This is a genomic window from Paenibacillus sp. XP01 (assembly GCF_057364885.1).
In genome coordinates this window covers 2,565,095-2,584,612 of the sequence record NZ_CP139481.1, presented here as the reverse complement: position 1 = coordinate 2,584,612, position 19,518 = coordinate 2,565,095, and the positions used below count along the sequence as shown (strand labels likewise).

General features: G+C 54.6%; 18 protein-coding genes. 3 read left to right on the top strand and 15 right to left on the bottom strand.

Annotated features, from left to right (window positions below; genetic code table 11):
* Together SNR34_RS12085 and SNR34_RS12080 are read right to left on the bottom strand one after the other, a co-directional pair.
* Nucleotides 1-447: a RidA family protein gene (locus SNR34_RS12085; protein ID WP_339277727.1), complete on the bottom strand. Its 447-nt coding sequence runs from the start codon at nucleotides 445-447 to the stop codon at nucleotides 1-3.
* 130 nt (nucleotides 448-577) lie between these two features.
* The gene (locus tag SNR34_RS12080) at nucleotides 578-1,024 is read right to left on the bottom strand and encodes a GNAT family N-acetyltransferase (protein ID WP_339277725.1); all 447 of its coding nucleotides are present in this window, start codon (nucleotides 1,022-1,024) and stop codon (nucleotides 578-580) included.
* A 217-nt stretch (nucleotides 1,025-1,241) separates the two neighbouring features.
* On the opposite strand from SNR34_RS12080, the gene SNR34_RS12075 reads away from it, so the two are divergent.
* Nucleotides 1,242-2,186, top strand: a complete 945-nt coding sequence (locus SNR34_RS12075) for a glycosyl hydrolase (protein WP_486181971.1) — start codon at nucleotides 1,242-1,244, stop codon at nucleotides 2,184-2,186.
* 88 nt (nucleotides 2,187-2,274) lie between these two features.
* Here SNR34_RS12075 and SNR34_RS12070 read toward each other — a convergent pair whose 3' ends face one another.
* A complete protein-coding gene (locus SNR34_RS12070; RefSeq protein ID WP_236418557.1) occupies nucleotides 2,275-3,153 on the bottom strand; it encodes an AraC family transcriptional regulator in 879 nt (292 codons plus the stop codon).
* A 138-nt stretch (nucleotides 3,154-3,291) separates the two neighbouring features.
* On the opposite strand from SNR34_RS12070, the gene SNR34_RS12065 reads away from it, so the two are divergent.
* A complete protein-coding gene (locus SNR34_RS12065; protein ID WP_236418555.1) occupies nucleotides 3,292-4,581 on the top strand; it encodes a Gfo/Idh/MocA family protein in 1,290 nt (429 codons plus the stop codon).
* 210 nt (nucleotides 4,582-4,791) lie between these two features.
* Entirely contained in the window at nucleotides 4,792-5,184 is a 393-nt protein-coding gene (locus SNR34_RS12060; RefSeq protein WP_236418544.1) for a hypothetical protein, read from the top strand.
* Nucleotides 5,185-5,347: 163 nt separating this feature from the next.
* Here SNR34_RS12060 and SNR34_RS12055 read toward each other — a convergent pair whose 3' ends face one another.
* From SNR34_RS12055 to hxlA, 12 genes are all read right to left on the bottom strand, one after another.
* Nucleotides 5,348-8,530 (bottom strand): bifunctional cytochrome P450/NADPH--P450 reductase, encoded by a 3,183-nt coding sequence (locus SNR34_RS12055; protein WP_486181970.1) that lies wholly within the window; start codon nucleotides 8,528-8,530, stop codon nucleotides 5,348-5,350.
* 305 nt (nucleotides 8,531-8,835) lie between these two features.
* Nucleotides 8,836-9,396, bottom strand: a complete 561-nt coding sequence (locus tag SNR34_RS12050; RefSeq protein ID WP_339277717.1) for a glutathione peroxidase — start codon at nucleotides 9,394-9,396, stop codon at nucleotides 8,836-8,838.
* 200 nt (nucleotides 9,397-9,596) lie between these two features.
* A complete protein-coding gene (locus tag SNR34_RS12045; protein ID WP_339277715.1) occupies nucleotides 9,597-10,325 on the bottom strand; it encodes a LutC/YkgG family protein in 729 nt (242 codons plus the stop codon).
* Complete coding sequence (locus SNR34_RS12040) at nucleotides 10,315-11,832, bottom strand: LutB/LldF family L-lactate oxidation iron-sulfur protein (RefSeq protein WP_343259414.1); 1,518 nt, start codon at nucleotides 11,830-11,832, stop codon at nucleotides 10,315-10,317. Before SNR34_RS12040 ends, SNR34_RS12045 begins: the two co-directional genes overlap by 11 nt.
* Nucleotides 11,829-12,557 (bottom strand): (Fe-S)-binding protein, encoded by a 729-nt coding sequence (locus SNR34_RS12035; RefSeq protein WP_236417410.1) that lies wholly within the window; start codon nucleotides 12,555-12,557, stop codon nucleotides 11,829-11,831. The genes SNR34_RS12040 and SNR34_RS12035 overlap by 4 nt, the downstream gene beginning before the upstream one ends.
* 44 nt (nucleotides 12,558-12,601) lie before the next feature.
* A complete protein-coding gene (locus SNR34_RS12030) occupies nucleotides 12,602-13,363 on the bottom strand; it encodes a DeoR/GlpR family DNA-binding transcription regulator (RefSeq protein WP_339277711.1) in 762 nt (253 codons plus the stop codon).
* A 2-nt stretch (nucleotides 13,364-13,365) separates the two neighbouring features.
* Nucleotides 13,366-14,859, bottom strand: coding sequence for a rhamnulokinase (locus SNR34_RS12025; RefSeq protein WP_486181969.1), 1,494 nt, complete (start codon nucleotides 14,857-14,859; stop codon nucleotides 13,366-13,368).
* A gap of 225 nt (nucleotides 14,860-15,084) precedes the next feature.
* Complete coding sequence (locus tag SNR34_RS12020; protein ID WP_486181968.1) at nucleotides 15,085-15,549, bottom strand: DUF2500 domain-containing protein; 465 nt, start codon at nucleotides 15,547-15,549, stop codon at nucleotides 15,085-15,087.
* 51 nt (nucleotides 15,550-15,600) lie between these two features.
* A complete protein-coding gene (pepF, locus tag SNR34_RS12015; protein ID WP_486181967.1) occupies nucleotides 15,601-17,406 on the bottom strand; it encodes an oligoendopeptidase F in 1,806 nt (601 codons plus the stop codon).
* A 221-nt stretch (nucleotides 17,407-17,627) separates the two neighbouring features.
* Entirely contained in the window at nucleotides 17,628-17,984 is a 357-nt protein-coding gene (locus SNR34_RS12010) for a winged helix-turn-helix transcriptional regulator (protein WP_236417404.1), read from the bottom strand.
* Nucleotides 17,985-18,154: 170 nt separating this feature from the next.
* On the bottom strand, nucleotides 18,155-18,718 hold the full coding sequence (gene hxlB / locus SNR34_RS12005) for a 6-phospho-3-hexuloisomerase (RefSeq protein ID WP_486181966.1): 564 nt from the start codon (nucleotides 18,716-18,718) through the stop codon (nucleotides 18,155-18,157).
* A gap of 5 nt (nucleotides 18,719-18,723) precedes the next feature.
* A complete protein-coding gene (hxlA, locus tag SNR34_RS12000; protein WP_236417399.1) occupies nucleotides 18,724-19,356 on the bottom strand; it encodes a 3-hexulose-6-phosphate synthase in 633 nt (210 codons plus the stop codon).
* Between the last annotated feature and the right edge of the window lie 162 nt (nucleotides 19,357-19,518).

Below are 19,518 nucleotides of genomic sequence, written 5' to 3'. Positions count from 1 at the left end.
CTACTCCTTTACTTGGAAAATGGAATCGATGATGAGCGGCAGGTCATCCCTGACCGATGCCGCGCCAAACACCGATCGGGCGTGTACTCCGCGTTCGCCGAACACGTCGAGCATCAGGTCGGAGCAGCCGTTCAGCACCTTGTGATGCTCGTCATAGGATGCGGTAGCGTTAACAAACCCTTGGATTTTGACCACACGTTCCACCCTGTCCAGTGAACCGAGCACCTCCTGCACAACGGCCAGCACTTCAATGCCTGCATTCCGGGCAAATGCATATCCTTGATCCGTCGTGAACGGGTCTCCCAGCTTCCCGCGCTCGGCCGTATTCGGCCCTTTGCCCGATACGTACATCATGCCGTTCACAATAACCGCATTCGCATATTTGGCCGCCGGCGCGCTGGCCCGCGGCAATACGATTCCAAGCTGTTCCAGTCGCTGTTCAATCATCGAGATCTTCCCCTTTGCTTTGAAGCGAACGCTCCGCTTCTCCGTTTTGTTTCTGCCCTCTCCGTGAACGCGTGTATCTTTTGCGGTATATATAGTCAACCTATATATTTGCTCGCTGCCGCCACTTCCCCTACGCCCCGGCTTCCGAAAAGGTTTGCGTATTGGCCGAATAAAGCAATATGTTGTCCCTATAGTGCCATCCATGCTCCGACCAATACCGCTTGCCGGTCTCGTTGTTGTCCAGCACCATCAGATGGCACTTGAATATGCCTGCCTTCTTCAGCTGCTCCAGACAATGCCTGACCAAGGTCGTCGCCACCTGATTCCCCCGGTGGGCCGTATCTACAACTACGTGATACATGTATCCGCGTCTGCCGTCATGTCCGCACAGCGCAGTACCGACCAACTGATCTTCATCGTCCACGCAAACGTGGCTGATTCCCGGATTACGTTTCAAATATGCCGCGATTCCCTCTTCCGAATCCACCTCCATGCTGATGCCGAGCCCCGGTGTCCGGGCCCATAACAGCAAAGCCTGGTCATAGTGTTCAATCGACATCGGCTTGTATGTATACATTCTGCTCTCCTGCCTTCTTTGGGTATGTTTGGTTTCAGTTCCCTAATCTTAATTTCGATGGTCGGCATGCGTCAACTGCTGGGCGTATTATAACATCTTCGGATTAATATATATACGAATTCAAATCATAAGAAAACATAATATTGTAATTTCAATCAAACTCTTTTACGATAGTAGAACACGCTTCCATTTTGACAAAAACAAGGGAGGAAGTTTCATGGGCGCACCTTTATTTCGAGATCCCATCTTTGATGGTGCAGCAGATCCGGTATTGATATGGAACCACGCCGAACAGGCTTGGTGGATGGTATATACCAACCGCCGCGCAACAGCGGGCGGACCGAAGTTCGCCTGGGTGCACGGCACCGATCTTGGCGTTGCTTCTTCCACTGACGGCGGCAGCACCTGGACGTACCGCGGCACATTGACGGGATTGGAGCACGAATGGGGTCATAACACGTTTTGGGCACCGGAAATTTTCTGGCATGAGGGCACGTACCACATGTACGTGAGCTACATCCAAGGCGTCCCGCACGACTGGCCGGGGCATAAGCGGAATATCCTGCATTATACAAGCCCCGACTTGTTGTCATGGACGTTTCACGGCACGCTGGAGCTCAGCTCGGACTACGTGATCGATGCCTGCGTCTACCCGCTGCCGGATGGCCGTTTCCGCATGTGGTACAAGGATGAAGCGAACGGTTCCCATACCTATGCCGCGGATAGCGCGGACCTTTATCATTGGGAAGTGATCGGTCCCGTCATAACAGGTCGACCTCATGAGGGCCCGAACGTATTTCGTTTTAAGGGCAGCTATTGGATGATCGTGGACGAATGGAGAGGACAGGCTGTTTACCGTTCCGACGATTTGGAACACTGGGCGTGGAACAGCCTCATTTTGGATCAGCCGGGCACCCGGGAGGATGACGGCGTCATCGGATTGCATGCCGACGTCGTCGTACAGGACGATCAGGCCTATATTTTTTATTTCACGCATCCGGATCGACGGGAAGGCGTGGATCATGCCAGCGAACCTGCACGCCGCAGCTCCATTCAGGCAGCACGGCTCGACGTCGTGGACGGGATCATGATCTGCCCGCGGAACGAAGAGCTTCGGATGAAGTTGCGGCCGGAGAACGAATCGCCGATGCACAGCTCGTAAAACAGGTTTACATTCTCGAAGAAAGCAATGAGCCTCGGAAATGCATGATGGGCAGCCATCGCTGCGTCGTTTCCGGGGCTTTTCACGCTTATGGCTGCCTTCGATCCTGCTTTGTATGCTGCTGGCGGTACTGCCTTGGCGATGCATTCACCATCCGTTTGAACATTTTGCCGAAATGGGAAAAGTTCCCGAACCCGGATCGCAAAGCGATGTCCGTAATGGGATCGTCCGTTTCCCGCAGCAAACGCTGCGCTTCCTTGATTCTCAGCAAGTTCAGATAATCGCTGAACGAAAATCCGGTTGTATGCCGAAATAATCGGCTCAAATAGTGCGGGCTTATGCGGAACATGTCCGCCACTTCCGTCAGGGACTGCGATTCGCGAAAGTTTTCGTTCAAATAATGCACGACGGCCTGCGTTTTGGGATGAAGGACCGGCTCTGCATCTTCGGCATCCGCTACGGCCAGGTGCCGGTTGCGCCAGGCACAGAGCAGCAATTCCACCGCCCTGTGGCGGAGCAGCAGCTCGCTGCCCGGCTGCGGGTCCACCATCTCGTCCACGATCTCCACAGCCAATCGTTCCACCTGAGCATGGACGCGTGAAGGAAACCGCAGCACGGGCGGACTTCCGCGAAACAGCTGCATCAAACCAGCGGCCAAATCTGCGGGCACGCCCATGCCTGCGAACAGCTCCGGCTTCAGGTACAGGACCACCCGATCATGATCCGGCCTGCCGCTATCCAGCGTTTTGTGGACCACGTTGCGGTCTACCAGAACCAGGTCCCCTGCCATAACCCGGTAGGATCGATCTTTGATAAAGTAAATGCGCTCGCCCGACAACAGGTAATACAGCTCATAATGATCGTGCAGATGGTCCGCATGCATCGAAAAATAACCGATGCGCCGATCATATTCGATTGCGAGCAGCCCGGTCGGATCATGAAAGTCCGCGCGATATGGCCTGTTCACGGGCATCCCATCCTTTTTTAAAAGGTTTCCCTTGGATTATAGCAAAATCGGCGGCATTTGAAAGCGATTTCGCAATAAAGGCGGCGAAAAACGTGCTTCCTTGTTATAGGCTAGAAGCATATTCAAGGAGGCGATGACATGAGTGACAAAAAACGCTATGCATTGGTCGGTACCGGAGGTCGTGCCGAATTCTTCTACGGATCGCTGGCCCGCGATTTCCGTGAAACATCGGAGCTGGTCGCATTTTGCGATATCAACCAAACCCGGATGAACTATGCCAATCAAATGCTGCGCGACAAATACAAATATAACGAAGTGCCTACATACCGTGCCGATCAATTCGATGAAATGATCGCCAGCGAGAGACCCGACTTCGTGATCGTGACAAGCATTGACCGCACGCACCACAAATACATCATTCGCGCCATGGAACTTGGATGCGACGTCATCACCGAAAAACCGATGACCATCGATGAGCAAAAATGTCAGGACATTCTCGACGCTACCAAACGGACCGGGCGGAACGTGCGCGTGACCTTTAACTACCGTTATGCTCCCCATCACACCAAAGTAAGGGAGCTTGTCATGAACGATGCCATCGGACGCGTCACGTCCGTGCATTTCGAATGGCTGCTGAACACTCGCCATGGCGCGGACTATTTCCGCCGCTGGCACCGCAATAAACGGAATAGCGGCGGTCTGCTCGTGCACAAATCGACGCACCATTTTGACCTTGTTAACTTCTGGATCGGTTCCCAGCCTCAAACGGTATTTGCATTCGGGGATTTGATGTTCTATGGCCGCGAAAATGCCGAGGAGCGCGGGGTAACCCAATTTTATACGCGTGCAACGGGCAGTCCGCTTGCCGAAGGCGATCCGTTCGCCCTGCATCTGGATTCGGATGCCCATCTGAAAGCGATGTATCTGGACGCCGAAGCAGAGGACGGCTATCAACGCGACCAGAGCGTATTCGGCGACGGCATCAACATCGAGGACACGATGGGCGTCCTGGTTCAATACCAGAACAAGGCTATCTTGACTTATTCCCTTGTCGCTTACCAACCTTGGGAGGGATACCGCATCGCCATCAACGGCACGAAAGGACGCATCGAAATGTCGATCGTCGAACAATCGTACGTCAATTCGCTCGGCGACAAAAACCTGGAAGGAGCGCTGATCGGCAAAACGCTGCGCGTACTGCCCATGTTCGGCGCACCTTACGAAGTGGAGGTCGAAGAACGCGAAGGCGGCCACGGCGGGGGCGATCCGGTCCTGCTGAACGACCTGTTCGGCCATCCGGAAGAAGATCCGTTCAACCGCGCGGCGAACCATATCGATGGCGCACAATCCATCTTGACCGGGATTGCAGCCAATCGGGCCATCGCCACGGGCCAGCCCGTACAGATCGGCAGCCTCGTTCGTTTCTGACAAACGCATACTGCCGTATTCAACGGCGGTCGCATATAAAGATCGGATTAGCTGCTGCCTTTACGATATCGACTCAAAAACGCTCCTTCTGAGGAAGGAGCGTTTTTGAGGTGCACCGCACCATATAAATGTCAAATCGATGCATCCTCGGACTCACCTTGGCGTACTCCGCTCATATACTGGGTATAAACGGAAAACGGAGGAGTTCGCATGAACGTGCACCAGCTTCAAACCGGCAAAACGCTTCAGCAGCGCCTGGCCGAATTGCAGGGCCATCTCGCTGAATTGAACGCCCCCCTGTCCGGCCTTGAACCAGGACGGATCGACCGGGTGTACCCGCGCAATTTCATCAAAGTAAACGGTCAACTCTTCGTGCCGCTAAGCCTGAATTCCATCCGAGTGTTCGGCATCCCTCGCACGCGGCGCGGCATATTCGTAGGCGTCCGTACCGCGTTCCCTACCCGAAATGCATTTCGCAATCTCCGCCTTGTCGCGGTGGGATTGAACTATATTGAATTGCAGGCCAGGGGGAAGTTCCCTTCCCGCATCCTGTTTCCGCTGAAGCAAGTCGAATCCATCTATCGGCCTGTAAGGGGAAAATGAACACAGGCTTGAATCCTTTATATCCGCAACCATGCAGGTTGGCCCTTCCAAAGCCTGAAATTAAGAAATTACAACAATGCTCGAGGCTGCCCCATCCATTTCAGACATTTGCGGCAGCCTGATGAGCATCCACTTCTTCAATTGCTTTATTCACAGTATCTTTTTAAATCCCTGTCCATACATCCTTCGCGTATCGCCCTTGCTGCTGCAGTTGTTCCAGCCATGCTTCCGCCTGCTGAGCCGTGCTGCCGGTTACGGTGGCGTAGGCTTCCTTCAATGTCGCTTCGACGTCCGGAGCCATTCGGCTGCCGTCGCCGCAAATGTACAAGTGTCCGCCTTGCTCCAGCAGCGAAACCAATCGTGATGCATCCTGCTTCATCCGATGCTGGACATAACATTTCTCCTCTCCCTGAATCCGGGAAAAAGCGGTGTGCAGCGTCACAAGCCCTTCTCGCTCAGCCTGCTCCAGCTCCTGTTTGTACAAATAATCATGCTCGGGATTGCGGCAGCCAAAGTACAGGTGTGCTTCGCCAAGCTCGGCTCCCTGTTCCTTCAAAACGCGACGAGCCTGCAAAAATCCGCGGAACGGCGCCACTCCGGTGCCCGGGCCGACCATGATGATCGGCACGCCTGCCTGCTCCGGCAGTTCAAAGCCCGACTCGGGTGTGCGCACGAACATCACGATCTCTTCGCCCGGCTGCAGCCTGGCCAAATAGTTGGAGGCAATGCCTTTGTATTCGCCCTCTCCGCTCCAGGCTGGTCCACGCACTACACTTACCGTAATGCTCGCCTGACCCGGCTGAACGCGGGGTGAACTGGAGATGGAGTAGTACCTGGCCTTCAGCGGAGGGAGCAGCTCCAGAAAACGCTCGAACGGCAGCTCGCATGCCTCGTAGCGGATCAGAAAATCCAGCATGGAAACGCGTTTGCCGCGCACTTTCTCCAAATAAGCCGCTTCGTCCAGCAGTGCTTCAAGCTCTTTCTTGTGAGGCGGACAAACCGTATATGCGGCCAATTCGCGCAATTGCGCACGCGTCGCAGCCTCCTGCAATTCCACGCTGTGGGTCAGCAGGTCAAACAAATTGACCGGCTGGTTCAACGGCAGGTGAGCCGCGCTGCGCCCGGAAGCGTCCAGTACCAAATGCTCCGTGCCGTTGAAACCGTATCGGCGGAGCACACGCTCCACCAATTCGGGCGGATTATGCGGCAGTACGCCCAGATGGTCGCCTTCCTTGTAGACCGCGCCTTCCGGTAAACGAATCTCCAGATGGCGCGTGCTGCGGTCGCTCCCCGCATCGTGCAGTTCACGATTCTCCACGACCGTTGCGATATGTGCATCATAGGTTTCTGCCAGCGGGGTGACAGCCAAACCGTTGACAAATTGCACGGACAAGGAACTGCGTTCGCTCTCGGAGTTGACGTTCAGCTCCAGACCCAGCTTTTCTGCCAGTTCGGGCCATAAACGTTCATTCCAGCGATCGACCTGTTGTTCAAAATCACCGCTGGCATCGCTCTCGCCAAGCGGGGCAAGGCGCTCGGCCCCTTTTGCGGACAATAACTCATCGATAAGGTGCGGAACGCGTTGATATGTGCTGGCCCAATTGTGGTCTCCGCATCCCATGACCGCGTAACGCACGCCGTTGAACTCTCCCGAATCCGCATGCTCCAGCCATTCGACAAACGCTTTTGCATTGCTTGGAGGCTGGCCGTTGTAGGAAGCGCTGACGATGATGACCACGCCTTCTTTCGGCAGCTTGCCGACGCGTTGATCCAGTGCGGCCACTTCACTGTGAAAGCCTTGATACCTGGCGGTATCGGCAATCTCCCGGGCAATGCCTTCCGCGGTACCCAGATTCGATCCGTACAGGACAAGCATGGGCGTGCGATGTGCATTCATCAGGTTCGGCTCTTTGTTTGCAGGCGCAATCGTCGCTGAGACCGGTTCCTGGACGGTGATGCCAGGAGCGGCCATGACCGGCTGGCTTTCGCGCACGCGCACACGAATGGTGAAATTGTCTGGCTTGAGCGTCAACGTTTCTTTCACTTTCAACTGGTAATCGGCATGATCGATGAGTTCAAAATGTTTCAGCACCATCCCCAGTACGAGCGTGGCCTCCTGCAAAGCAAATTGCTGCCCGATGCAGGCGCGCTGGCCATTTCCGAACGGTTTGTACGCATCATGCGGCACCTTGCTCGGGTCTTCGAACCGTTCCGGGCGGAATGCCTCCACATCTTCTCCCCACGCCTCGCGATCCCGATGCAGCTTGGGAATCAGGACGCTGACGCTGTCCCCCTTTTGCAGCGGATATTTGCCTGCGAGCACCGTATCCTGCTTCGCGTATAACGAAAATGCGGGAGCCGTCGGCCATAACCGAAGCGCTTCGTTCAGGACCATGCGCACATATTTGAGTTCCCGGACCTGATTATAACTCGGGAGCGGATCTTTCAGAATGCGGTCTGCCTCGGCCTGCGCTTTGGCAAGCTTGTCCGGGTTTTTCAGCAAATAATAAATGGCAAACGACAACAACCCGCTCGTCGTCTCATGTCCAGCAATCAGAAACGTGATGATCTGATAACGGATATTCTCGTCATCCAACGTTTCTCCGGTTTCGGGATCCTTGCCGCTAAGCATATGTGACAGCAGGTCATCTGCCCCCTCGACCGGCTTTGCCTTTCGCTCAGCGATGATGTGATCCACAAGCGAAAACATGGTGCGAATGTCCTGTTCGAATTGTTTCTTTTTCGCAAACATCAGTTTGTCCTGCAGCCGCAGCCGCTGAAGCGAGCTCATGGCTTCATCGAGCGAACGCACCATGCTGGTAATAAACGGATGCGGGTCCTCGCGATAAAAACTGTTGAACCGATAGTTGAACCCGCACAGGCCGATCGTATCCAGCGTCAACCGGGTCATGTCTTCCGGCACGTTGACCGTTTCGTCAGGATTGAGGCGCGACCATTTTTGCACAAGCTGCACGGCCAAATCCAGCATTTTCTGATGATACCCCTGCATGGCGCGCTGACTAAAGCTCGGCAAAAGCACGTTATGAGCTTTCTTCCAGTTCGGCTCTTCCGTCCAGCTGGTAAATAATCCGTCGCCGGCAAAAGCCCTTACCTTCTCCAAGGGTGCCCATACCCGCTTGTCAAATCTCGATTCGTCGCATACTTCGGCAACCAACTCGTGACCCGAAATGTACAGCTCGCTTCGTCCCGGCAGCTCCATGCGGAAAATGGGGCCGTATTCACCCGCCAGCTGCACAAGAGATTGAACCGGCTCTTCAAAATTCAACTGCGGCAAATTGCCCAGAGGTCCAAAGGTTTTCGGTTGAGGCACTGAATGTTGCACCATTTCTGTTCACTCCTCTTTCAAGGTAATGTTCTTCCAATACGGTACATCGATTCTGCAGACGGTTCGTTTGGTTCTGACTCTCCTCATAGTTATACCCTATTTTTTCGCAATCCGACTAATCTCATCCATTCGATGAAAGATCATGATGGCGAAAGGCTGAACCTACGATAGAACCAACTGACCATTTCGGTAAAATGGTCATTTCATCCTAAAAAAAGGAAGAGACGATCCCGCCTCTTCCTTTACCCTACCATTCCCATCATCAATCTTCAACAGGCCCATGGTCTTAGGACGATTGGAGCTAATCAATTTCCGGTTTCGTTCAGTAACCTTTCGATCATGCTTTCCATCGCTGCCGGTTCGATCGGAGTTTCATAACGGGCAGCGACCCTCCCATCCCGGCCGATCAGAAACTTGGTGAAATTCCACTTGACTCCATCCCCTGCATAAATGTCAGGGTGCTTCTCCTTGAGAAATTCGTCCATCCATCGGCCCTTTTCCGTAGATAGGTCAAATCCTGCAAAAGGGGCTTGTTCAATCCATTTTTCATACAAAGGATGCATCTTTGGTCCCCTGACGTCGATTTTTCCGAGCATGGGGAACGTCACCCGGAATTCGTTCCGGCAATACTCGGCAATCTCCGCATTGCTGCCTGGTTCTTTGCCATTGAACTGATTGCACGGGAATGCCAAAATTTCCAGCCCCTGCTCCCGGTATTTGTCATAGAGCTGCTGCAAAGCAGCAAATTGGCTGGAATAACTGCATCTGCTGGCCGTGTTGACGATGAGCAGCACCTTGTGGCGAAACGAGGACAGCGTCGTCGTGCTACCGTCCATGCAAGCCACCTCGCTGGAATATAAGTCCATGAAATCAAACCTCCTCCAATGATCATGGGCTCATTGTAGTCCTTTTCTAATGATAGGTAAAATATATATAATATATAATTATAATAGACAAAACCTATAAATCGATTAACAAAACAGCCTACCGAGCATGACTTTCGATGCTTCATAGGCTGCTTCGTTTTTCATTTGTTTTTTCAAAAACGTCCGTAATCTGCTTAGTCCTATCCTACGATGAGTCCGTATACGATGCCCGGTCCATGCACGCCGATCGTCAGGTCATTTTCGATATCCGATGAACGGCTTGGCCCCGAAATGAAATGAATGCCTGCCGGGAGATTTTCCCTTCCGACTTCGTCAAATCGACTCAACGTCTCGCCCAGCCTTGTATATAGACGATCCACCGGAATGATCAGGATGAGAACCGTGGGTAACAGGCTGACCGAGCGCCCTTTGTCCTTGGAGGACAACACCGTCACCGAGCCGGTATACGCCGTGGCATAATCCGCCATGACCACGCCGATATCCGCTTCGGCGGCGCGGGCTCTCCAGTTTTCTTCAGGCAGCGAATTCCATACGGATACGCTAACGCCCTGCTCGAGGCTCGATTCAAGCGCCAAATCTTCAAGCTCTTTTTCGTTTTGCCGAATGATGTATTTTGCGCCAAGCTCCCGCGCCTTGCCAACGATGAAACCTGCCGCTTCCTCCATGCTCGGCACTCTCGCAATATGGGCCCCGACGCTGACAAAATTGTCCGTGAACGCCTGAATGCGTTTCTCCGTGTCCCACTCCAGCTTGTTCCAGAATGCCGGAGCACCGCGGAAAGGCTGGACAGGCGCTTGCATCTGCCTCGGTCTGCCCAGCCTGGATGCGATGCCGTTCATGAATTTCTCCTGTTTCTCGCGCGACTTTCGCTCCAAAGCGGCAAGCCAATCCTGATGCTCAGTGTGCATGCCCCCCGCCTCCTTTTTCGCGTTCCTGCAAAATCCGTTCCATGCGCTGCTTGACAGAGGCATCCATTTCTTTGGGCTGCCGGTTCAGTTCCTCATCCAACCTGTTCCATTCCTGGCGGAAGGATCGTTTGGCCAGGCTTGGCGCAACGCGATACGTATTCCAGCCCTTGAGCGGACCCAATTTGAGCGAAATGCCGTTATTGCGCACAACGGCTTTCTGGCCGATCTGGCCCATGCGGACTGCGGCAGCGAACCGTTTGGAGTTGGAGGCAACCGCGGCAAAGCCCTTCATGCCAAGGCCCTCCCACCGGTTGCCATTCCCGCTCTCCACCTTGCGCCTGCGCAGGTATACGAGCATGTCGTGCAGCGGTATTTTGACCGGACAGGCCTCATAACAAGCCCCGCACAGACTGGATGCGCTTGCGATATCGTTCCATTCGTCAATGTTGCCATTTAGGGCAGGCGTCAGCACCGCGCCGATCGGTCCGCTGTATGTGCCGCCGTAGGCATGACCGCCAATGTGCCGATATACGGGGCACGCGTTAAGGCAAGCGCCGCAGCGTATGCAGTTCAGCAGCTCTTGAAACTCCGGATTGCCCAGCTGCAGCGAGCGGCCATTGTCGACGATGATGATATGCATCTCATCCGGACCGTCGCCGTCCTCAGAGCGGCGCGGGCCCGTAATGCCGGACATATACATCGTCAGCTTCTGGCCCGTTGCCGAACGCGGAAGCAGGGTTGCCATGACCTCCAGATCGGTCCAGGAAGGAATGATCCGCTCCATGCCCATCAGCGTAATTTGCGTTTTCGGCACGGTCGATACCATGCGGGCATTGCCCTCGTTTTCGAACAGCACCATGGAACCTGTCTCCGCAATCGCAAAATTGCAACCCGTCATGCCGATATCCGCTTCCAAAAACTTCTCGCGCAGTTTCTTTCGCACAAATCCTGCAAGCACGGTCGTATCCGGCTCCAGCGTCTCGCCAGCCTCCTTCGAGAGCAGCTCGGCAATCTGGTATCGGTTTTTGTGAATGGCCGGAATGACGATATGCGAGGGAGCTTCCCCTGCCAGTTGAATGATATATTCGCCAAGGTCGGTCTCGATCGCTTCGATGCCGGCCGATTCCAGCGCATGGTTCAAATGCACTTCTTCGGAAACCATGGACTTCGACTTGACGACCGAAGACGCCTGTTTGTGGGCGGCGATGTTCAGGGCAATCGCGGCAGCCTCCGCGGACGTGTCCGCAAAGTGAATATGGACGCCGTTCGCCCGGGCATTATCCACGAATTGGTTCAGATAGTAGTCCAAATGGGCAATCGTGTGCAGACGGATTTGCCGTCCGCGCTCACGCCATTCGTCCCAATTGCCGTGCTCCTCCGACGCGGATTTCTTGCCATTGCGCAATCGCTCGGTCGTGAACTTGACCGCTTTTCGCAAAAAGTCGTCGTTCAGCGCAAGCTCCGCCCGCTCCTTGACCGTCACTTCCATAGGTCCTGCCTGGCTCATCCTGTCTTCACCCCCTCATACAGCAATTCGGCCAGATGCATGACACGCACCGGCTCATTCCGGTACCGCAAATTGCCCGCAATGTTCATCAAACAGGCCATGTCCAATCCGACAAGCACCTCGGCCTCGGTTTCTTTCACATGGTCGACCTTTTCCGTGACCATCGCGCCGGAAATGTCCGGCATTTTCACGGCAAACGTGCCCCCGAAGCCGCAGCAATCCTCCGCAAACGGAAGCGGGACGAATTCAAGCCCCTTGACCGCCTTCAACAGCGCCAACGGCTCATTCTTCACCCCGAGCAGCCTGCTGCCATGGCAGGACGGATGATACGTGACTTTGTGGGGAAAATGGGCCCCCAGATCGGTGATGCCGAGCACGTTCACCAGAAATTGCGTGAACTCGTAAGCCTTTGCTTCCAAACCTTTGGCCTTCTCCAGCCATACCGGATCGTCTGCGAACAGTTCCGGATAATGATGGATCATATACGTACACGACCCGGAAGGACATACGACGAAATCGCTGTCGTCAAACGCCTCCAGAATTGTTTTGGCCGCTGCCCGCGTCTCATCCCAATACCCGCTGTTGTAGGAAGGCTGGCCGCAGCACGTCTGTATCGGCGGGAACTCCAGCCGTATGCCGTGAGCGGCAAGCAATCTGACCATGGCTTCCCCCACACGGGGATAGATGGCATCGCTGAGGCAGGTAATGAACAAGGAGACCTTCATGATTACACGCTCCCATTATGGATTGATAATTTCCTGCACCGCATCTATACGGTGGTGATCGTAATGTTGTAAACCTTTAGCCGTTCGAGCATTTCAGGATCGGGCACCTGGTCCGTAATAATGTTATGCACGGCCTGCAGCCCGGTCACTCTGGCAAAAGCCCGAACGCCGAACTTGCTGGCGTCGGCCAGCAGAATGACTTGATCGGATATGCCAACCATTTTCTGTTTCAGCCTGGCCTGAAGTTCGTTCGACTCGCTGATGCTGCCGCTTTCCGGATGAACGCCCTTGCAGGACAAAAACAATTTGTCGACATGGTACGTCTCCAGCGAACGTTCCGCAAGCGGCCCGACAAAGGACAGCGACCGCTGCGCCAGCTGTCCGCCGGTGGAAATGACCTCGATCTTGTCCTTGCTGCTTAGCTCCGTCGCCACCTGAATCGAGTTGGTAAGCACCGTCAGCGGGATGTCCGGCATGCTGGCGGCCATGTACCCGGCGGTGGTGCTGGCATCCAGCAAAATCCGGTCCCCCGGTTCAATCATGGAGACCGCCGCATGGGCAATCCGCTTTTTCTCCTCGGCCTGCGTTGTCTCCCTCACCCGGTAAGGAATTTCAGGCTGGTCTTCTTTGACGCTGACGGCGCCGCCGTGCGACCGGCGCAGCCGTCCGGCCTGTTCCAGCCGGTCCAGATCGCGCCGGATCGTTTCCTCCGTGACGCGGCAGCGCTCGCTCAGTTCGGATACGCGCATGCTGCCGTTCAGGTTCACCAGCTCGACGATCCGGTCGTATCGCTCTGCCGCCAGCATGGCTACACCTCGCTCCCGGTACGCGATTGGGCCAGGCCGGTCACCTGCAGGAATCGGCCGTATGCATGGTCCCAGACGGAGCGCTGCTCCGGCTCGTACTCCTTCACCGGGAACGAATCCCGAATGACTCGGCGTGCCTCCCAAATATCCTTAAACGCTCCGCTGGCGATCCATTGCACTGCCATGTTGCCGATCGCGCTGCCTTCGGCCGGCCCTGCCCATACCGGCTTGCCGATCGAATTGGCCGTCCACTGGCATAACAACCGGTTCTGGATGCCGCCGCCAACCATATGCAATCCGCCAAAGGATTGTTTGGACAATCGCTCCGTCCATTCCAGCACGATGCGGTACTTCAGGGCCAGGCTCTCCAGGATCGAACGCGCAACCGCGCCTTGATCTTGCGGTTCAACCTGGCCTGTGCGGCGGCAGTATTCACGGATGCGGCTGGTCATATCGCCAGCAGGCAGGAACAGATCATCGTCGGGATCGAACAAGCTCGCGAACGGAGCTGCATTCTCCGCCTGCTGCAACAATTCGGCATAACCGATCGCCTGCCCCTCGCGCTCCCATTCCCGCATGCTTTCCTGCAAAATCCAAAGGCCCATAATGTTTTTGAGCAGCCGGAATGTGCCCCCGGCACCGCCTTCATTCGTAAAGTTAAGCGCCAAGCTCTCTTCGCTAATGGCCGGCCGATCGAGCTCCGTCCCCATCAGGGACCATGTTCCGCAGCTCAGATACGCAAACGAACGCTCCGTAGCGGGGACTGCAACGACGGCAGAGCCCGTATCATGCTCCGCTACGGCGACGACAGGAATGCGTGCAATGCCCAGATCACCGCTGATGCTGCCGCGCAGCTGTCCAACTCCGGTACCCGGCATGACCGCTTTTCCGAACAAATGCTCTGCCACACCGATGTGCGCCAGCAAGTCGCGATCCCAATCTCCCAAGACGGGATTGTACATCTGGGTCGTCGTGGCGTTGGTGAACTCGTTCACTGCATCTCCGGTCAGGAAATAACGCAGGAGGTCAGGGATCATCAGGAATCGCTGCGCGCCATCCAGCAGCGGCGAACCGCCGCGGCGCAGCGCAGCCAGTTGATAGAGCGTATTGAAGCTCAGGAACTGAATGCCCGTTTTTTCGAAAATCGCCTTCCGACCAAGCTCCTTGCACACTTGTTCCATCATGCCGCCAAATTGCGTATCCCGGTAATGATACGGATTGCCCAGCAGTTCGCCGTGGCTCCCGATCAGCCCGAAATCGACGGCCCATGAATCGATTCCCAAGCTCTCCGGCTGTTCCCCGCGCTGCTTGACCAGCGTAAGCCCGGTCAGCAGTTCATGATGCAAACGCAAAATATCCCAATACATCCGGTCCCCGACCTTTACGGGCTCGTTCTTGAAACGATGGACTTCCACCGTTTCCATTCCCCGGTCATTCAGATGACCCAGCAGCGCTCTCCCGCTGCCGGCGCCCAAATCGTATGCCAGCACACTCACTGCTCTCCACGCCCTTTCTCATTCTTTGATTTCAGAAAAATCAGTCTTCATTCTGTTACGTTTTCTGTGATTTATTGTTTGTTTGTTTTTGTTTAATACTGTTTAACTTTATTTTATGAGTATAACATCATTGTAAGCGTTTGAATACCCTGCGATTTGTTTTCTTTTGGGCATCACAAAAACGGCCCTTTCCAAAGAAGAGCCGTTCTTGTCCCAACCATTGGCTTAAAATTGTCCATGTCCGACATCGGATTGCGTCTGTTCCTCGCGTTCAAAATGCTTGAAGCGGGTCCCCTGAAACGTCAGCATCCCTTGGTCTTGCTCAACGATCCGGCCGTAATCGCTGCCGCTGACGCGAAATTCTATTCGCTCGCCGTTATCCAGCTCAAAGGTCAGGAAGTACGAGGTCGATGTCCCTGTGTCCCCGGCCCCCCCGCTGACATTTGTACGCTTCGCCACGACGGTGGAATGCAAGGTCAGAAGAGGTGACGCATTGTTGGAAGACCAGCTGCGCAATCCGGAGATAATGGCATAACCGATCGTGACTGCGATGATCACGAACACAGCGCCGATAAAGATCGTGCCGAACGTCTGCATGGTGTTAAACTCGTTGACTTGGGAAAAAAAGCCGCCATTGCCTTCAAAACCGGGAACATCATTCATATCGTCGAAAACGCCGAAACCGTCCATGATCATCGTCCCTTCCCTGCTGATCTTGTCCGTATAACTATATGAGCCTAATCAGGAATACAGACGTTCAAGTTCGTCCACCAGGCTGCCTACGTAAGCTACCGCGGTACGGATTGGATCGGGACTGGTCATGTCGACGCCCGCTAACTTCATCAGTTCCTGCGGAGAAAGGCTGCCTCCTGCCTTGAGTGCTTCGAGCCAGCGGTCCACCGCAGGCTGTCCCTGCTCCCGGATCTGCTGCGCTGCAGCCGTCGATGCCGTCAGCCCTGCCGCATAGGTGTACGGGTATAATCCCATGTAGTAGTGAGGCTGCCGCATCCAGGTCAACCTGGCGGCCTCATCCACGATGAGATCCGGCCCCCAGAATTCGGACAAAACATCCCCTTTGAGCTGGCTCAGCAGCTTGGCCGTTACTGGCTCATCCTTCATCGCGCGTGCATACACCCGGCGCTGCAGCTCTCCCTCGAGCAGATGGGTCACGTAATTATGGAAATACGTGTTCAACAATTGCGAAATGACCCAGCGCTTCATTCTCGGATTGTCGGAACGCTTCAGCAAATGGTCTGCCAGCAGCATTTCGTTCATCGTGGATGGAGCTTCAATGAAATAGAGCGACGGACGGGTATTCGTGATTCGCTGGTAACGACCGGCCAGCATGAAATGACCGGCATGGCCCACTTCGTGCGCCAGCGTGAATGCTCCGCGCATGTTGTTCGCCCAGGAGACCAGAATGTAGGAATGCGCGCCGTAAATGGAAAAGCAGAACGCCCCCGTCGATTTGCCCGCATTGTCCGCATAATCCACCCAACGCTCGCTGAATGCCCGCGATACGATCTCGCAGTATTCGGGACCAAGCACAGCCAGCGCTTCTTGAATCAATTCGCAAGCTTCCCCATAACTAATGGCAGGGCTGAATTCCGGATCAAGCGGTGCCTTCAGGTCGCAGAACATCAGTTTGTCCAAGCCGAGCTCCCTCTTTTTGAGCGCGGCTAGCCTGCGCATATGCGGTGCCAGCTCTGCCTGGATGATGTCCAGCACGTTACTGTACATCTCTCTGCTTACCTGCTGCGGATGAAGAAGCATCTCCGTGACGTCTTCATATCCGCGCAACCGGGACAAAACGACCTGTTTCTTCACTTCGGCACCATATGCCTCGGCAAACGTGTTTTTGTACTCGTTCAGCTTCGCCCCAAAGGTTGCATATGCCGAACGTCTGAGCACAGTGTCCGCGGACATCTCGTAATTATTTTCATAGAATGACCAGGAAAGCGGCCGCTCGTTGTCTTCCCCGTCCGTCACGGGGTCAAATGTCATGTCGGCAAGTTTGCCTCGCAAATAAATGCGATAAGGCGAATCCATGAATTCTCCGAGCGAGGCAAGCACTTTCTCCGTCTCTGCCGACAGGCGATGCTTCTTTTCCTTCAGCAGCAATTCCAAACTGCGGGCATACGGCTCAAGCGCCGGCAATTCACGGATATACCTCTCAATCGTTCCATCGGGAAGATCGCTGATTTCGGAAGAAATGAACGACAACGAGGACGACAGGCCCGATACGATATCGCCCGCTATAGCAGCGTTTTCGAGATTCACCGGGTTGGTGCTGTCCTCCGACTGTTTAAGACGGGCATAGGCCGCAGCCTTGCCAATCCGTTCCTGCAGCGCTTCGCGGGCGTCCAGGCAGCCAAGCAGCTGTTCAGGGCCTTCGCCGAGGCGTCCCTGGAACGCTTCGATGATCGCGGTCGCCGCTTCCGGAAGCGAACGGATTTCTTTTTCCCATGCTTCGTCGGTGGCAAACAAATCCTGCAAATTCCATGTCGATTCCAGGCTTACTTCAGCTCGTGTACGTATCTTGTCCATTGTATATCTGATCCTCCTTTTATTTCCAATACTCTCATCCTATCATATTCGGATCATGAATACCTGACATTACTACATTGAACCCTCTGAAATTCGGCACGGCTGCTGCAGCTCATTGGTCACGTTAATGAAAAAAACCGCAGGATCACGGGAATGAATCCCCTCCTGCGGCTTTGCTTATCGCGCTTCGTTGCTCTATAAATCCGACTTGTGATGACGGCTCACGATTTCCAAATGACGTTTTCCCCGTAATTTTTGCCCCAATCGTACATGGCGTGCAGCACGGGCATCAGGCTCTGTCCATGATCAGTCAATGAATATTCCACCCGTGGAGGAACTTCCGCATAAACCTTGCGCTCGATCAATTGGTCTTCCTCCAGCTCGCGCAGCTGGTTCGTCAGCATTTTTTGCGTAATGTGGGGGATCAGACGCTTCAGCTCACTGAAACGCTTGGTGCCTTCCAAGCCGAGATGCCACAATATTATCAGCTTCCATTTGCCGCCGATCACGGCAAGGGTCAGCTCTTTTTCGCAGTTGATTTCCTTCAAGTTGATTCTTTCCTTGACTTCGGCTGCCATTCTCCGAGCCTCCCATCCTCTTTCGTTATGCGAATAAAAACAGTATCTTCATTCTACTATAGCAAGCAGCGGATGCAAAGCGCCGTCGTCGTTCATGCCCCTTGCTATTTGGGGACGCAAAAAAAGATCGGAGTCCCGACTTTTTTTCGGGATTCCGATCCGCCTTTATGCTATTCCAGGTTCGCGTGCCTGCCGAACATGTCCGCTCCGGTCATGCCCTTCATGTCCATCAGTGTCAGCACCAACGCGTCCATGCCTAACAACAGTCCCTGCTCAAACAGGGAACCCATCGGCTGGCTCGTGATAGCCGATCCGGACGAGGCCGTCTCTTCCTTGGCCGAGGCCGGGATTCGAACGGTCGTGTCAGCCCATTGGCCGATCGTGGATTCGGGCTTGATCGTGATCAGCCCCACTCTCGCTCCGGCGGCCGCAGCCTTTTTTGCCATCAGCGTCAGACTGCCTGTCTCACCCGATCCGGAGCAGAGCAGCAGCAGATCATTCGGGCCAATTCCTGGCGTCACGGTTTCGCCGGCCACATAGGCTTGCATCCCCATCTGCATAAGCCGCATAGCAAACGCTTTGCCCATGAGTCCCGAGCGGCCTGCCCCGGCTACGAACACTTGCCCCGCCTGAAGAATGTGCTCGGCCATGGCCTGCATTTCGGCATCGTCGATCTGGCTGAGCGTGCGCTCCAGCTCTTTCAGAATGTCAGCCACATGTTGTCTGCTGCTCATTCCGCTTAACCTTGTTTGACCAAACGTTGGATTTCGGACGCAACCGCTGCTTTGTCAGCCGCGCCTGTAATGCCGCCGCCCACGATTACAAGATCCGGTCCGGCCTTGATGACTTCTGGCAGTGTTTCCAGTTTGATGCCGCCTGCAACAGCCGTTTTCGCGTTGGTTACCGCGCGTTTGATCGTTTGCAGATCCTCGAATGGGCTTTGGCCGGCAGCCTGCTGGTCATAGCCTGTGTGCACGCAGATGTAATCTACGCCAAGAGCGTCAACTTCACGCGCGCGTTTCTCCAGATCTGCCACGTTGATCATGTCCACCAGAATTTGTTTGTTTTGTTTTTTCGCTTCTTCTACGGCACCTTTGATCGTCAAATCATTCGTTGCGCCCAGAACCGTTACGATATCGGCACCTGCTTCAGCTGCTTTCATGATTTCGTAACCGCCCGCATCCATGATTTTCAGGTCAGCCAGCACTTCCAGGTTCGGGAATGCTTCTTTCATAGCTTTTACGGCATGCAAACCTTCGTTGATGACGATCGGCGTACCGATTTCGACGATGTCCACGTATTGTTCTACTTCTTTCACAAGCGCGATTCCGTCAGGGATGTTTACGAGGTCCAGTGCCAATTGCAATTTCATAAGTATGGTCTCCTTTTGTCGTTCGATTATAATGGGTAATGGGTTAGCTTGCACGTTGAACGTTCACCCGATGCATGCAATGTTCATTTGGTTCACTTCATCATTGTAGGACCGAACTTTCCGTTCTGGAAGTACGCACTTTGAAGTGATGTAGTTACCTGC

Excerpts from the sequence above, each read along its gene's own strand:
- SNR34_RS12085 (WP_339277727.1), bottom strand. The coding sequence starts at position 447 with ATGATTGAACAGCGACTGGAACAGCTTGGAATCGTATTGCCGCGGGCC.
- SNR34_RS12080 (WP_339277725.1), bottom strand. The coding sequence starts at position 1,024 with ATGTATACATACAAGCCGATGTCGATTGAACACTATGACCAGGCTTTG.
- SNR34_RS12075 (WP_486181971.1), top strand. The coding sequence starts at position 1,242 with ATGGGCGCACCTTTATTTCGAGATCCCATCTTTGATGGTGCAGCAGAT.
- SNR34_RS12065 (WP_236418555.1), top strand. The coding sequence starts at position 3,292 with ATGAGTGACAAAAAACGCTATGCATTGGTCGGTACCGGAGGTCGTGCC.
- SNR34_RS12060 (WP_236418544.1), top strand. The coding sequence starts at position 4,792 with ATGAACGTGCACCAGCTTCAAACCGGCAAAACGCTTCAGCAGCGCCTG.
- SNR34_RS12055 (WP_486181970.1), bottom strand. The coding sequence starts at position 8,530 with ATGGTGCAACATTCAGTGCCTCAACCGAAAACCTTTGGACCTCTGGGC.
- SNR34_RS12050 (WP_339277717.1), bottom strand. The coding sequence starts at position 9,396 with ATGGACTTATATTCCAGCGAGGTGGCTTGCATGGACGGTAGCACGACG.
- SNR34_RS12045 (WP_339277715.1), bottom strand. The coding sequence starts at position 10,325 with ATGCACACTGAGCATCAGGATTGGCTTGCCGCTTTGGAGCGAAAGTCG.
- SNR34_RS12040 (WP_343259414.1), bottom strand. The coding sequence starts at position 11,832 with ATGAGCCAGGCAGGACCTATGGAAGTGACGGTCAAGGAGCGGGCGGAG.
- SNR34_RS12035 (WP_236417410.1), bottom strand. The coding sequence starts at position 12,557 with ATGAAGGTCTCCTTGTTCATTACCTGCCTCAGCGATGCCATCTATCCC.
- SNR34_RS12030 (WP_339277711.1), bottom strand. The coding sequence starts at position 13,363 with ATGCTGGCGGCAGAGCGATACGACCGGATCGTCGAGCTGGTGAACCTG.
- SNR34_RS12020 (WP_486181968.1), bottom strand. The coding sequence starts at position 15,549 with ATGGACGGTTTCGGCGTTTTCGACGATATGAATGATGTTCCCGGTTTT.
- pepF (WP_486181967.1), bottom strand. The coding sequence starts at position 17,406 with ATGGACAAGATACGTACACGAGCTGAAGTAAGCCTGGAATCGACATGG.
- SNR34_RS12010 (WP_236417404.1), bottom strand. The coding sequence starts at position 17,984 with ATGGCAGCCGAAGTCAAGGAAAGAATCAACTTGAAGGAAATCAACTGC.
- hxlB (WP_486181966.1), bottom strand. The coding sequence starts at position 18,718 with ATGAGCAGCAGACAACATGTGGCTGACATTCTGAAAGAGCTGGAGCGC.
- hxlA (WP_236417399.1), bottom strand. The coding sequence starts at position 19,356 with ATGAAATTGCAATTGGCACTGGACCTCGTAAACATCCCTGACGGAATC.